This window comes from Natrinema hispanicum, assembly GCF_004217335.1.
GTDB lineage: Archaea > Halobacteriota > Halobacteria > Halobacteriales > Natrialbaceae > Natrinema > Natrinema hispanicum.
Genome location: NZ_SHMP01000005.1, coordinates 20,987 through 33,819, shown reverse-complemented (window position 1 = coordinate 33,819; position 12,833 = coordinate 20,987). Strand labels below are relative to the sequence as shown.

General features: G+C 64.2%; 15 protein-coding genes. 11 read left to right on the top strand and 4 right to left on the bottom strand.

From position 1 onward, the window contains the following. Positions 1-72 precede the first annotated feature (72 nt). The 3 genes from BDK88_RS12260 to BDK88_RS12250 all read left to right on the top strand — a co-directional run bounded on the left by BDK88_RS12260 (position 73) and on the right by BDK88_RS12250 (position 1,770). Positions 73-1,092, top strand: coding sequence for a phosphoribosylaminoimidazolesuccinocarboxamide synthase (locus BDK88_RS12260; RefSeq protein ID WP_130500669.1), 1,020 nt, complete (start codon positions 73-75; stop codon positions 1,090-1,092). Positions 1,093-1,218: 126 nt separating this feature from the next. Further along, complete coding sequence (locus BDK88_RS12255) at positions 1,219-1,422, top strand: hypothetical protein (RefSeq protein ID WP_130500668.1); 204 nt, start codon at positions 1,219-1,221, stop codon at positions 1,420-1,422. 75 nt (positions 1,423-1,497) lie between these two features. After that, positions 1,498-1,770, top strand: a complete 273-nt coding sequence (locus BDK88_RS12250) for a MoaD/ThiS family protein (protein WP_130500667.1) — start codon at positions 1,498-1,500, stop codon at positions 1,768-1,770. Between the two features lie 16 nt (positions 1,771-1,786). On the opposite strand, the gene BDK88_RS12245 is transcribed toward BDK88_RS12250, so the two are convergent. Beyond that, a complete protein-coding gene (locus BDK88_RS12245; RefSeq protein ID WP_130500666.1) occupies positions 1,787-3,094 on the bottom strand; it encodes an acetamidase/formamidase family protein in 1,308 nt (435 codons plus the stop codon). 123 nt (positions 3,095-3,217) lie between these two features. Between BDK88_RS12245 and BDK88_RS22530 the strand changes: the two genes are divergently transcribed. Further along, positions 3,218-3,388, top strand: a complete 171-nt coding sequence (locus BDK88_RS22530; RefSeq protein WP_449406705.1) for a DUF7576 family protein — start codon at positions 3,218-3,220, stop codon at positions 3,386-3,388. A 53-nt stretch (positions 3,389-3,441) separates the two neighbouring features. Here the strand turns inward: BDK88_RS22530 and BDK88_RS12240 are convergent, their stop codons facing one another. Beyond that, positions 3,442-4,401 (bottom strand): formyltetrahydrofolate deformylase, encoded by a 960-nt coding sequence (locus BDK88_RS12240; RefSeq protein WP_207225297.1) that lies wholly within the window; start codon positions 4,399-4,401, stop codon positions 3,442-3,444. Positions 4,402-4,739: 338 nt separating this feature from the next. Here BDK88_RS12240 and purS point away from each other — a divergent pair, with 338 nt between their 5' ends. Both purS and purQ read left to right on the top strand, forming a co-directional pair. After that, positions 4,740-4,991: a phosphoribosylformylglycinamidine synthase subunit PurS gene (gene purS, locus BDK88_RS12235; protein WP_008009364.1), complete on the top strand. Its 252-nt coding sequence runs from the start codon at positions 4,740-4,742 to the stop codon at positions 4,989-4,991. Beyond that, positions 4,992-5,672 (top strand): phosphoribosylformylglycinamidine synthase I, encoded by a 681-nt coding sequence (purQ, locus tag BDK88_RS12230; RefSeq protein ID WP_130500664.1) that lies wholly within the window; start codon positions 4,992-4,994, stop codon positions 5,670-5,672. Positions 5,673-5,752: 80 nt separating this feature from the next. Here the strand turns inward: purQ and BDK88_RS21215 are convergent, their stop codons facing one another. Both BDK88_RS21215 and BDK88_RS12225 read right to left on the bottom strand, forming a co-directional pair. Continuing rightward, on the bottom strand, positions 5,753-5,917 hold the full coding sequence (locus BDK88_RS21215) for a hypothetical protein (protein ID WP_165396962.1): 165 nt from the start codon (positions 5,915-5,917) through the stop codon (positions 5,753-5,755). A 56-nt stretch (positions 5,918-5,973) separates the two neighbouring features. Next, positions 5,974-7,119, bottom strand: a complete 1,146-nt coding sequence (locus BDK88_RS12225; protein WP_130500663.1) for an archaeosine biosynthesis radical SAM protein RaSEA — start codon at positions 7,117-7,119, stop codon at positions 5,974-5,976. 145 nt (positions 7,120-7,264) lie between these two features. On the opposite strand from BDK88_RS12225, the gene tgtA reads away from it, so the two are divergent. The 5 genes from tgtA (at position 7,265) to BDK88_RS12200 (ending at position 12,795) form a co-directional block, all read left to right on the top strand. Next, positions 7,265-8,740 carry a tRNA guanosine(15) transglycosylase TgtA gene (gene tgtA / locus BDK88_RS12220; RefSeq protein ID WP_130500662.1) on the top strand — a complete coding sequence of 492 codons (1,476 nt, stop codon included), beginning with the start codon at positions 7,265-7,267 and terminating at the stop codon, positions 8,738-8,740. Positions 8,741-8,797: 57 nt separating this feature from the next. Then, a complete protein-coding gene (locus BDK88_RS12215; protein ID WP_130500661.1) occupies positions 8,798-9,160 on the top strand; it encodes a TRAM domain-containing protein in 363 nt (120 codons plus the stop codon). A gap of 77 nt (positions 9,161-9,237) precedes the next feature. Beyond that, entirely contained in the window at positions 9,238-11,175 is a 1,938-nt protein-coding gene (locus BDK88_RS12210) for a NosD domain-containing protein (protein WP_130500660.1), read from the top strand. Beyond that, the gene (locus tag BDK88_RS12205) at positions 11,168-11,905 is read left to right on the top strand and encodes an ABC transporter ATP-binding protein (protein ID WP_130500659.1); all 738 of its coding nucleotides are present in this window, start codon (positions 11,168-11,170) and stop codon (positions 11,903-11,905) included. The genes BDK88_RS12210 and BDK88_RS12205 overlap by 8 nt, the downstream gene beginning before the upstream one ends. Beyond that, positions 11,902-12,795, top strand: coding sequence for an ABC transporter permease (locus BDK88_RS12200; RefSeq protein WP_130500658.1), 894 nt, complete (start codon positions 11,902-11,904; stop codon positions 12,793-12,795). The genes BDK88_RS12205 and BDK88_RS12200 overlap by 4 nt, the downstream gene beginning before the upstream one ends. The last annotated feature ends 38 nt before the right edge of the window (positions 12,796-12,833 follow it).

Below are 12,833 nucleotides of genomic sequence, written 5' to 3'. Positions count from 1 at the left end.
AACCTTCTTACCGTCCGGCCACCCCAACTTGGATATGAACTGCGGCGACGGACACATGCTGGGGTGTCTCGAATGACGAGCGTCAAAGAGTTCCGCATCGAGGAGGACGCGACCGACGACGACCTCGGTCGAGGTTCGTTCGTCTTCACCGACGACTACTCGGTGTTCGACTGGGGGAAAATGCCCGACCAGATCCCACAGAAGGGCGCGACCCTCTGTACGATGGGCGCGTTCAACTTCGAACTGCTCGAGTCCGAAGGCGTTCCAACCCACTACCGCGGTGTCGTCGAGAACGGCGACGTCATTCCGCTCGAGGAGGCGTCCCATCCGCCCTGGGAGATGGCCATCGACCTGACGCAGGTGCCCGACCTTCCGCACGAAGGTCGCGAATACGACTACGACCACTACCACGAGGCGGCCGGCGAAAACTACCTGATTCCCCTCGAGATCGTCTTCCGCAACCGGGTTCCCGTCGGCTCGAGTCTGCGCCGTCGGACCGATCCCGCCGACCACGACCTCGACTTCGAGGAGTGGCCCGACGAGGTCGTCGATCTGGACGAGCCGATCGTCGAGTTCTCCACGAAATACGAGGAGGGCGACCGCTACCTCGATCACGCGGAGGCCGACGCCATTGCCGGCGTGGCCGCCATCGACGACCTCGAGAGCGTCGCCCGTGAGGTCAACCGGATCATCACCGAGCAGGCCGACGCCGCCGGGTTGGTCCACGAGGACGGCAAGATCGAGTGCCTCTACTATCAGGGCGAAATCCGCGTCGCCGACGTCGTCGGCACGTTCGACGAGAACCGCTTTAGCTACGAGGGCACCCAACTCTCGAAAGAGGTTCTGCGCCAGTACCACAAGCGCACCCAGCCCGACTGGGTCGAAGCCGTCGACGCCGCGAAAGCCGAGGCAAAACAGGAAGACATCGCTGACTGGAAGTCGCTCTGCGACGAGGCTCCTGACCCGCTCACAGAGGAAGTCCTCGAGACTGCCCGCGACATGTACTGTGCAGGCGCAAACGCCTACACCGGCCAGGAGTTCTTCGACGCGCCGCCACTCTCGAGTGCGATCGGGGCGGTCCAGCGACTCTAGACCGCATCCCGGTCGCCGCCACGGGCAACCGTGATCTCGAGCCGATTCGAGCGTGTGTCGTTTTCTCCGACGGCAATGTACAGCAACCCTCATATGGAAGGGTCGAGAACAGTTGTCCGAGCACAGATGATACCCGCTAGTGGAATCGCTGCGAGTATCGTCGCGTTCAGTCTCACCACCGGTATTGCCACTGCCGCTGGCGCTATGGTGGCGCTGTTCGTTCTTGCGATGATCGCGTTCGCCGCCATGTCGGCGTTCTCGTCGACGTGGGTCGGTCGGTCGGACATGGCGTCAGCCGCTGACGCTGACACTGCACCGGGCGACGAATAGAGGCGACCACCACTCGTCTGGCGTCGCCGACGAGGGCGTGGACACGCTCTTGCCCGTCCACGACCACTCTCACACATGGAGACCACAATCACTGTATACGGTCCCCTGCGTAGCGCGACCGGTGCGAAGACGGTCTCGCTCGAGTGGGCTGGCGGAACGGTCGCAGACGCCATCGCGGCGCTCGTCGACGCGTATCCGCGCGCGGAACCCTATCTCTACGATGACGATCGAATCCGACCGAGCGTCAGAGTCTCGCTCGATGGCGAGCGTGCCGACCTCGTAACGCGGGTGTCCGGGGACGCGTCGCTGACAGTTGTTCCTGCGGTTCAGGGTGGCGCTCGAGAATAACGGCGATTTGACGACCCTAAAGGTCGTACTGCTCACGCACCAGGTGATCGATGCCCCGCTCCTCGAGCACGGCCAGCGGCGCGAGCATGTCGAGTTGCACGACGCCGGGGAGCCGTCCGATCTGGACGCCGCCAGTGAACGTACACCGCGAGCGGACCTCGCCCTCGCTCATGTCGAGCAGGTCGGTCGCCCGGTCGAAGGCGTTCTGCGTGGCGTCGTTGACCGTCGCGCCGGAGCCGATCACCTGGATCGGGCCCATGTCTTCCTCGACGTCGACACCGTGTTCCGCGCCGAGGTCGCGGCCGGCGTCGCGTTCGTCGTCGCTGTAGGGTTTGCTGATGAAGGGCAGGTCCTCCTCGGGAGGGAGCAGGATCGGCCCGTCGAGCTCGAGGCCCTCGATGACCTCGACGTCCATTCGCACCGTGCCGCTGACGTCAGTCGTGTGCAGGGAGAGTTCGCCATCACCCTGGTTAGCGTGGAGGTCGCCGACGTAGATCCCCGCGCCATCGACCTTGACGGGACAGATGAGCGTCGCGCCCGGCCGGACCTGCGGGATGTCCATGTGGCCGTCGGTGCGTGCCTCGAGGTCGGTCTCGTCTGCGAGGCCGTAGTCGTGGTCGGCTCCGATGAGGAACTGTCCGAAGTCGCCGGCGTTGTGTGAGTCGGGCATCGTGACCGGTGGAGTGGTCCCGATATTTCCGATAAAGGGGCGCAGCCGTCCCAGCGTGCCGGGCATCTTGCCGGGTTCGTACAGCAGGATGGGGTGCTGGCGGGAGTTCTCGGGGATGTCCATCACTTCGGCGGCGTTTTCGGCGAGGTCGTGGGCACCGTCCTCGCCGAGGGTGATTCCGACGGTGTGGTCGTCGTCGAAGGCAACAGTGTAGCCGTACTCGAAGCCGAAGGAAGACGCGTTCGCGCCGCATTCAGCGCACCTGATCGCGTCCTCGCCGGTCCCCTCGACGATCGAGTCGGGCCACTCGGTGCCACATTCGGGACAGCGGTGGTCGACGAACGGATCGTCGCCGAAGGCATCTTCGCGTTCGGCCATCGACCCAGTACTCGTGGCCATGCTCGTGACTGTCATGTCCCGGATGTGGATCGCGACGGCGTCACCGACCGATGCCCCCTCGACGCGTACCGGACGAGTGACTTCGTGGCCCCCGTGAAACTCGGGTGTAATCATCGGCCCCCAGCAGCCCGGTGGCGTATACGTCTCGATCGTGCCGCCGTCGGCGACGGTTCCAGCCCACTCCTGATCCGGTCCGACGAGGCCGAGTGTGTACTGGTCGACGGACAGCTCCTGTTGAACTTCTTGTTGTGCCATACCAATCCATAGTTCGACACTGACAGCGATAAGGCTGCTGCCCACTCTCCACACGCCTCGAGTCACGACCGAGTGTCCGATAAATAGAGTCGTTCAAGTGGGGATCATCCCATCTGTCAGCCGATGATCGACTCGCTCGAGGAGGAGCCACCCGAATGCCGACAGTGTGGGTGGTCAGTGGAGCCGTCGTCCGAACGGCGCGTCGTGACGACCGTCGGAGATGGAGCTGCCGTGCATCGTCACTTCTGTAGCGACGAGTGTCTCGAGTGCTGGGAATCGGCGAAATCAGACTGAGACCGGCTGCTGTCACTGCGCGACAGCAGCAAAACGTGGTAGAGCAGACCGTATCAGTGGTCCTCAGCAACCGCACTGCCGATGCCGTCGATCGGCCGGTCGGGCGTGAACTCCTCGAGTTCGTCGGGGAGACCGAGCTGATACTCGGTGCCGTTCTCTCGAACCGAGGTCCGACCGCGGTGGACAGACACATCGCCGTTCAAGTGCAGTTGGACGGCCTCGAGTAAGGCATCGGCCTCCAGCGGCTGGCCGCGGCGTTTCATCTCGTCTAAGTCGGCGTCGTCGGGGACGTCGAACGCGCGCTGGGTGATGATCGGCCCCTGATCTAAGTCGGTCGTGACGTAGTGGGCAGTGACGCCGGCGACTCGAACGCCTTCCTCGATCGCCTGTCGATAGGCCTCCGCACCCGGGAACGCCGGCAGCAGGGAGGGGTGGATGTTGATGATGCGATCCTCGTAGCGAAAGACCACGTTGGGGCTGAGAATGCGCATGTACCGCGCGAGGACGATCAGGTCGACGTCGTACTCCTCGAGGAGCGCGAGGAGTTCGTCCTCGTTTTGTTGGCCGCTCTCGTTGCCGATGTCGTGGAACGGCACGTCGTAGTGTTCGGCAAGCGGCTGGAGATCGTCGTGGTTGCCGATGACCACGCCGATGTCCGCACCGAGGTTGTCGTTGGCCCAGGCCTCGAACAGCGCCTCGAGACCGTGACTCTCTTTCGTCACGAGGACGGCGATCTGCTGGTGCTCGCGATCGGAAGGGAACCGAACCTGTACGTCGAGGCCGAGGTCGTCCCCGAGGTCGTGGAGGTCCGACCGAAGCGTCCCTTCGGTACAGACCATCTCTGAAGTGTCGACGGCCAGATACATCCGGAAGACGCCGTCGCGAACCGCCTGATCGAGGTCTTCGATGTTGACCCCGCGCTCGAACAGGAGGCTCGTCACGCGGGCGATGAGTCCGGTATCATCGTCTCCGATCACCGTGATTTCGGTTACGTCGGTCGTCAACGCTGCCACCTCCGCTCGAGCGAATGTCGGGTCATCACGACGGATCAAGTCCACGAACGGCTAAAAGTCCTGCTTTCCGTGGAGACGAGTGAGAAACGCCCGCATTCTCACGTCAGCTGATCAATTATGACCTGAATCGAGGCATCGAGGCTTCCTTTCGGCGGTCAGCTTGCAGTCAAACGCCGTCGCGCAGGCGTCGACGATCGGCGCGAACCAGTGGCTGACCGTCGATTGGATTGCGAAACAGAGACAGCCCTTCCACCGGTGCTCGAGCAGCAGTATCCACGAACGTGCATTACGGAGCCAAGGCGAAAGCGTTTTTGAGCACGGTTACGGGGTATCAGGTAATGACCGCCTACACCGCGACGGTGACGGTTCGACTCAAACATGGCGTGCTGGACCCCGAGGCCGAGACGACGAAGCGAGCCTTAGAACGGCTCGGCTTCGAACTCGAGGCGCTGCGATCAGCCGACCGCTTCGAGGTCGACCTCGAGGCCGACTCCGCGGACGACGCGCGCGAGCGTGCCGACGAGATGGCCGAACGGCTGCTGGCGAACCCGACCATTCACGACTACGACGTGGAGGTCGCTGAACGGTAGATGACCGTCGCAATCATTCGCTTTGGCGGCTCGAACTGCGACCGCGACGCCGAACGCGCCCTCGAGCACCTCGACATCGACGCTGAAATCGTCTGGCACGAGGACGGTCTCCCCGAGGACACGGCGGGAATCGTGCTTCCCGGCGGGTTCTCCTACGGCGACTACCTCCGCGGCGGGGCGATGGCGGCCCGCTCGCCGATCATGGCGGAGGTCCGCGAGGCTGCAGCCGACGGCGTGCCCGTCCTCGGCATCTGCAACGGTGCTCAGGTCGGCTGCGAGTCCGACCTCACCGAGGGCGCGTTTACGACCAACGAGAGCGCGCGCTTCCAGTGTGAGCACGTCTATCTGCGTGTCGAACGCGACGACACGCCCTGGACGGCCGCCTACGACGAAGGCGAGGTCATCGAAGTCCCGATCGCCCACGGCGAGGGGCGCTACGAAATCAGCGACGACCGACTGGCCGAACTCGAGGACGACGATCGCGTGCTCTTTCGCTACTGTGACGAGAACGGCGAGACGAGCCCCGAGGCGAACCCGAACGGCTCGAAACACGACATCGCCGGTATCCTCGGCGACCGCGACACCGTCGCCGTGTTGATGCCCCACCCCGAACGTGTGACCTTACCCGATGTCGGCTCGACCGACGGTCAGGGCGTCCTCCGCGGGTTCGAGTCGGCGTAACGAAACAGCAACCGCTGTAACAGCGCTTTTCCTGCCGCTCTCGAGCGAGACGACCACCAGTGGGTCTGCTCGCAGCGACGTTACCGGCCCCACTCGTAGAACCACCAGCTCGCGCCGAGCAATATGAATCCGGCACCGAACGCGGAGGTCGCGGGCTCGGGGAAAACGAACAAGACGAACCCGACGAGGATCAACAGCGTAGGCTCGAGTTCGTTCACGTAGTTCCACAGTGATAGGAGTGCCATAGCTACCCGTTTTCGGCCGCGCACAAAGTACGTGAGGCCGTCGGCTGCCGTCTGCCTTATCGGGTCAGCGGCTGGTTAAAACTCCGCTCGCGCTCCAGTACAGTCTCCCAGGTCAGTTCACACTCACAGGACACCTGCTCGAAAACCGACGGGTCCTGTCGCAGGTCGAAATCCTTGATCGCTTTCTGAACGAGGTCGTCGCACTCACCACAGTTGTGCGGCCCGCGATCGGAGCCGTGGCCGACCGGGTCCGAGACGACGATCGCGTCGACGTCCGCCGTTTCTTCTAAGACGTGGGCGACCGACCAGAGCCACGGCGGCCGGTAGCCGTCGTTGAAGTAGAGTTCGTCGACCATCGTGTAACGCTGGACGTTACACGGGTTCATCGAGACGGTATGACAGCCGGAGACGTCGGCACAGCGCTCGATCGACGAGATCATGTCGTCGACGGCTTCGGACTCGGTGAGGAAGGGCGGTTTCATTAACAGATAGGCCTTGATCCCCGCCTCGGCGTCGTCGCCTGCCGCATCGTCGGCAGCCGCGGCTTCGGCACAGGCGTCCTCGAAGTCCGCGAAGTCGAAGTACTTGTTCACGCAGTCGTGGCGCACCCGGTCGGTGGCCGTCTCGAGGCCGATCGCGACGTCGGTATCGAGCCCGTGTTGGGTGAAGTCGGCGATCTTCTCGCGGTCGACGAAGTCCGGGAGTGACTCGACGACCATGCGGTCGCGGTCGGCGAAGGTGTCGGCGATCGCCCGGCGGCTCTCCGCGCCGACCTCGCGCTCGTCGAGGAAAGAGCCGGAGGTGTAGATCTTGATCAGGTCGGCGCGTTCGTCGCCGTCGTCGGACTGTGTCCGACTGCTCGGTGAGCTTAGCTCACCGGCGTTTTCTTTCTCGTGTGCGAGACAGACGTCGATCTGGTCCATCAGCGCTTCGTGGGAGACGCTACCGCCGTCGACGCTTTCCGCGACGTAGCCACACATCGTACAGCCGCCGGCACGGGCCCACCGGCAGCCGCCGGTGTTGAGAATGATCGTGAGACTCCGCTTGACGCCGTCAGGGGTGTTGTCCTCGTCGAGCCAGACGCGGGTGGGCTCGTGGGGATCGTAACTAGCCTCCTTGCGCGAGCGGATCTCGCGCATGACCTGATTGTGGGCGTCCATGCCCTTGCCCTGCTCGTAGACGTCGGGCGTGGGTTTACTCATTAGAAGACGGAAGCGGCCCAGTGCGTAAAGCGCCTTCGTCTCCCTGCGTGCCGACGTTCTCGGCCGGAACGTGGCTCTCTGGCGGCTCGAGTCCAGCGGGTCGAAAACCGTCACGTCTTACGTCCGACCGCCCAACGACAACGCAATGCGTGAGTGCTTCGAAATCCGGGATACCGACGCCGGCGGGCGGATCGGCGAACTCTCCGTTCCCCGTGCCAATGTCACCGTCGAAACCCCGGCGCTGCTGCCGGTAATCAACCCGAATCTGGACACGATCAGTCCCCGCCGGCTCGCCGACGAGTTCGGTGCCGAGATTCTCATCACGAACTCCTATATTATCCACGGCGACGACGACCTCCGCGAGCGCGCCCTCGCGGGCGGCCTCCACGACATGCTGGATTTCCCCGGCGCGATCATGACCGACTCGGGCTCGTTCCAACTCTCCGAGTACGGTGAGATCACCGTGACGACCGAGGAAATTCTCGAATTCCAGCACGAGATCGGCTCCGACATCGCCACGCCCGTCGACATTCCAACTCCGCCTGACGTTCCCCGCGAACAGGCAGAACGAGAACTCGAGACGACGCAGGAGCGACTCGAGATCGCCGAGGACGTCGACACGGGCGAGATGCTCGTCAGCGCGCCCGTCCAGGGCTCGACATATCCCGACCTCCGCGAGCGAGCGGGCTGCCACGCCGAGGGCACCGATCTCGACGTCTTCCCAGTTGGCGCGGTCGTCCCGCTGATGAACGACTACCGCTACGACGACGTGGTCGACGTCGTCGCCGCTGCCAAACGCGGTCTGGGAGCCGACGCGCCGGTCCACCTCTTCGGTGCCGGCCACCCAATGATGTTCGCGCTCGCAGTCGCGATGGGCTGTGACCTGTTCGACTCGGCGGCCTACGCGCTCTACGCCCGCGACGACCGGTATCTGACGGTTCGGGGCACCCGAGCGCTCGAGGAGATCGACTACCTCCCGTGTTCGTGTGCCGTCTGTACCGACCACTCGCCCGACGAGCTCCGCGCGCTCCCAGACACCGAACGCGAGTCGGAACTGGCCGCCCACAACCTCCACGTCACCTTCGCCGAGATCCGCCGGATCAAACAGGCGATCCGCGCCGGCAACCTCCTTGAGCTCGTCGAACAGCGTGCTCGCGCACACCCGACGATGCTCGACGGCTATCGGACCCTGCTCGATCACGCCGCGCAACTCGAGCAATCGGACCCAGTCTCGAAGGGGTCGTTTTTCTACACCTCCCACGAGAGCGCTCGCCGTCCCGAAGTCGTGCGCCACCACGAGCGCCTCGAGCGGCTGTCGGTCCCTGACTCCCTGCTGTTGACCGAAGGCAGCGCACCTCGAAGCGACGAGTATGACGATTCCTGGCGAGTCGAGCCGCCCTTCGGTCCCTTCCCGCGGGCGCTCTCGAAGAGCTACCCGCTGACCGCCGAAGTCCCCGATCGGACAGATCGCGCCGCGCTCGCGGCCGCGGCCGATGGCGTCGCCCGACTCGTCGACGTGAATCCGGCTGCCGACATCACGCTCGCTCACGACGGGTGGCCCGCGGCTGTCCTCGAGCGCGTCCCCGACGACGTTTCGCTGGTCGATCTCACTGCGGCGTAGTGTGAACCGTCATCCTGGATCGGAACACCGAATAGCGAGGCGTCGACCGATTGGGGTATGCTCGGTCCTGGCCCCGAAACGCTTGCTGTTGGTGCGTTCGTCGCCCTCCTGATTGGCTCGTGGCTGTTCACCCGCGTCCGCGGTGGCTCCGCGGGCGAGCGCCAGTCCCGGAAACGTCACCAAGAAGCTCAACAACGTGAGCCGCCAGTCGACATCGGCGACGTCGAGACGGTCGCGATCCGCGAGTTCACCGATCATCACTCCGGCGAGCGCCGGGCAGTCGGCAAGATCGAGGGATTCGTCATCTTCGTCGAGGATGTCCCCGACAGTTGTGCGGTGACGGACGTGATCCGGGTCAAGATCCTCTCGTTCAATCGTGGCCACACGTCCGCGACGGCGACGTACCTCGAGTCGGCGTAGCGACTGTCAGCATCGTTGACAGTCGGTTCGAGGAATAAACCAGACGATATATTTTCCGTGGAAGCGAACGGGCGACCGTGATCGACCGCTCTCTTAGCACCGTCTTTCTAGGTCTTCTCCTCGTCGTTGCGCTCGGTGCTGTCGGGCTGTTCGTCGTCGACGTGGGATCGACCTCGCCGGATCCCGTCGCCTTCGACGATACGGTGACCGTCGGACTCACTCTCGAGTCCGAGTACGCACTCTCCGACGAGGTCGACCTCCCGCGCGCACAGGTCTTCTATTCACAGTACCAGTACGTCGTCGGCTACTACGGCGTCGAGACGTTCGTCGACCAGCAGCGCCAGCCAGCACACGAACAGCGGTTTGGCTATCCGCTGACGGTCTACGTCTCCGACTACAGCGAGACCGGTGTCGAACTCAACGAGAACGGCTACCCGGTCACCGAGTCGTCGCCCGGGTGGACCGACGCCGAGACGGCATCGTTCGTCATTGGCAGTGAGTCACAAACGCCGGCCGGTGACACCGTCGTCCCCTTCGGGGATCGCGAGGACGCACAGGCGTTTGCCGACGAGTACGGCGGCACCGTCCACGACTGGGAGTCGGTCCTCGAGCAATCGTTCGACCGTGACGATGCGGAAGTCGCCCGTGACCGCGTGGCCGACCGGCAGCAACAGGCGGACGCACGGATCAACAACACGTCCGCACACCTCGATCGGCCGACCTCGATCGTCGTCGGCGAAGACACAGACTCCGTTCAGGACGCGATCGATCAGGCACCGGCGAACACGACAGTCGTCGTTCCCGAGGGAACGTACGAGGAGAAAATCGAGATCGACCAACCGATCACGCTCGCTGGCGAGGGGAACGTGACGCTTCGCGGTGACGGAAACGGCTCTGTCGTCACCGTCACCAGCGAGCGAGTCGCGGTTCGCGGGGTCGACATTACTGGTGTCGGCAACGTGACGCGAGAGGGCGGCGACCTCCCCGTCGACATCAACGAGGGGGCGTGGGACGCCTCCTTCCTGCAGTACTACGCCGGAACTGACGCCGGAATCTCGGCGTACGACGCCACCGACCTCCGGGTCGAGAACGTCAGTATCGACACACCGGCAAGCGGCATCATCGTCTATGAGAGTGACGACGCCGTCATCAGAAACGTGACGGTGTCGGGTCCGGACGACCCCATGTCTGGTCTCGCCGGCGTCCTGTTGTTCCAGTCGCCGACCGTCATCGAAGACTCGACGTTCATGGGCGGCCGAAACGGTATCTATCTCTATCGCTCGCCGGAGACGATCGTCCGCTCGAACACGATCGAGGGTAACTTCCTCGGTACCCATCTGATGTATACCGGCGATAGCCTCATCGCGGACAACGACCTCCGCGGACAGGCAGACACGGGCATCGTCATCATGACCGGACCGGAGCGCAACGCCGTCGTCGGAAACACGGTCCGTGACGCGGCAGACGCCCTCAGTCCGGGCGGCAGCGCGAACTACGTCGCGAACAACATCGCCGAAGGAAACGACCTCGGACTCCGCATCGCTTCGACGTCGTCGATCTACGAACACAACGTCATCGCCGGCAACGACGTGGGCACGGAGGCAAGCGCCATGTTACCGACGAACCGCGTCGTCAACAACGACTTCGTCGGCAACGATGTCCACGCCACCGCGATGTCCGGTCCGCTCCGCATCTGGAGCCACGGCGGCGATGGCAACTACTGGCAGGGAGCCGCCGGCATCGCGAACGGCGACCAGTCCGACATGTCGTACTCACCGACTGATCCCACCGACAGCCGACTCCACCGTACCGACGGGACACCGACACTCGCCCGAGCACCCGCACTCAAAGCCCTTGCCGGACTCGAGGGGTCGGTCCCCGGCATGCGAACCGGGAGCATCGTCGACCGAGCACCGAGTTGCGAACCGAACAATCCCGACCTGCTCTCCCAGACCGAGTGGGAAGACGAAGCCTGGACCTGCTACGAACTGACGCGGACGACGAGCAATGACTGACACGACACCACTTCTCGAGGCGACCGGTATCGACCACGACTACGGGACGGTCTCCGTACTCCGAGACGTCTCTGTGACCATCGAACGCGGCCGAGTAACGGCCCTGATCGGCCCGAACGGGGCCGGCAAGTCGACGCTGATTCGCGACCTCGCCGGCCTCCACGAACCGACGGCAGGGACGATCACTTACAACGGCCCCGACACCGCACGGGAGATCGGCTATCTCCCTCAGCATCCGGCGTTTCGGCCCGGCTTTACTGCATTCGAAACGCTGCAATTCTACGCGTCACTCGTCGGTGGCGACGGGACCGACGCGATGGCCCAACTCGAGCGGGTCGGCCTCGAGAACGCAGCCGATCGACCGGTCGAAGCCCTCTCCGGCGGGATGACCCGGTTGCTCGGCATTGCACAGTCGACGATCGGCGACCCACCGATCGTCATCTTGGACGAGCCGGGCAGCGGGCTCGATCCGAGCATGGGGTTGCACGTCTTCGATGTCGCTGCCGACCTCGCCGACGAGGGGATCGCGGTCCTGTTGAGCTCCCACGACTTAGAGCTCGTCGAGCAGGTCGCCGACGACCTGTTGATACTCGCCGATGGCCGCGTCGCCGAACAAGGATCGATCGCCGACGTTCGGGCTCGAGTGGGTGGCAGCTCCCTGCGACAGGTGTACGAGCACGCCGTTGGCGGCCACCGCGATACCGTGCAGGTCGTGGGTGATCACGCATGAGCGGCGACGTGAACACGCCGAGTGACACCACCCGCGACCGGACCTCCGGACAGTTCGGTCGCTCGCAGTCGACCGCACCCGGCCCGAAACACATTCTCAGGACGATCATCGGACGGGAACTCCGGACGATCGTGCGGACGCGGACGTTTTTCATTCTCGCGCTCGCCTTTGCCGCCGTCGTGCTCGGGATTAGCTCGGTCAGCGGGAGCGTCCAGGGCGGATACGTCCCGACGCTGGTCGACTTGCTCACCCCACTCGAGTTGCTCGTCCCGGTCGTCGCGATCGCGTTTGGCTATCGCGCGATCCTCGGCGACGCAGAGCGTGGCGAACTCGACGTCCTGAAGACGTATCCCGTCTCGAGTCGCGAGATCGTTGCCGGCGTCTACGTCGGGCGAGCGATCGGCCTGCTCACTGCGATCGTGGCTCCGCTCGTCGTCACCGTGCTACTCGTCTTCGTCGCTGAAGAGGAGGGGCGGACCCTCTATGCGTCACACTCCGGCGTCGATTCGCCGATCCTGTTCGCTCGGTTCATCGTCCTGACGATCCTCTTTGCGTTGACGGTCCTCGCAATCGCGATTGCGATTTCGGCCGTCGTCAGTGGGACACGGAGTGCGATCGCGCTGTCGGTCGTCGCGCTCGTCGTCTTGCTTGTCGGGTTCGATCTGGCGCTCGTCTACGGGTTTTCGGCCGGATCGATCGGCGACGGCAGCCTCGTGTATGCGCTTGCGCTCAGTCCGCTGAGCGCATACCGAGGGCTCGTCTTCGAAAGTGCGATCGTCGTCGCGTCAGGGACCGGGCCGGCAGCCGCATCACCGATCGCGAGTCTCGTGAGCCTCGTCGTCTGGACGGCCACGTCGCTGGGAATCGCGACGTGGGTCCTGAACCGCTAGACGGCCGTCAGAGACGTATTAGCGTTTCCGGAGCTAGT

Coding starts and splice junctions, on each gene's coding strand:
- BDK88_RS12200 (WP_130500658.1), top strand. CDS start 11,902: ATGAGCGGCGACGTGAACACGCCGAGTGACACCACCCGCGACCGGACC.
- purQ (WP_130500664.1), top strand. CDS start 4,992: ATGACCGTCGCAATCATTCGCTTTGGCGGCTCGAACTGCGACCGCGAC.
- BDK88_RS12215 (WP_130500661.1), top strand. CDS start 8,798: ATGCTCGGTCCTGGCCCCGAAACGCTTGCTGTTGGTGCGTTCGTCGCC.
- tgtA (WP_130500662.1), top strand. CDS start 7,265: ATGCGTGAGTGCTTCGAAATCCGGGATACCGACGCCGGCGGGCGGATC.
- BDK88_RS12250 (WP_130500667.1), top strand. CDS start 1,498: ATGGAGACCACAATCACTGTATACGGTCCCCTGCGTAGCGCGACCGGT.
- BDK88_RS12245 (WP_130500666.1), bottom strand. CDS start 3,094: ATGGCACAACAAGAAGTTCAACAGGAGCTGTCCGTCGACCAGTACACA.
- BDK88_RS12205 (WP_130500659.1), top strand. CDS start 11,168: ATGACTGACACGACACCACTTCTCGAGGCGACCGGTATCGACCACGAC.
- purS (WP_008009364.1), top strand. CDS start 4,740: ATGACCGCCTACACCGCGACGGTGACGGTTCGACTCAAACATGGCGTG.
- BDK88_RS21215 (WP_165396962.1), bottom strand. CDS start 5,917: ATGGCACTCCTATCACTGTGGAACTACGTGAACGAACTCGAGCCTACG.
- BDK88_RS12260 (WP_130500669.1), top strand. CDS start 73: ATGACGAGCGTCAAAGAGTTCCGCATCGAGGAGGACGCGACCGACGAC.
- BDK88_RS22530 (WP_449406705.1), top strand. CDS start 3,218: ATGATCGACTCGCTCGAGGAGGAGCCACCCGAATGCCGACAGTGTGGG.
- BDK88_RS12255 (WP_130500668.1), top strand. CDS start 1,219: ATGATACCCGCTAGTGGAATCGCTGCGAGTATCGTCGCGTTCAGTCTC.
- BDK88_RS12225 (WP_130500663.1), bottom strand. CDS start 7,119: ATGAGTAAACCCACGCCCGACGTCTACGAGCAGGGCAAGGGCATGGAC.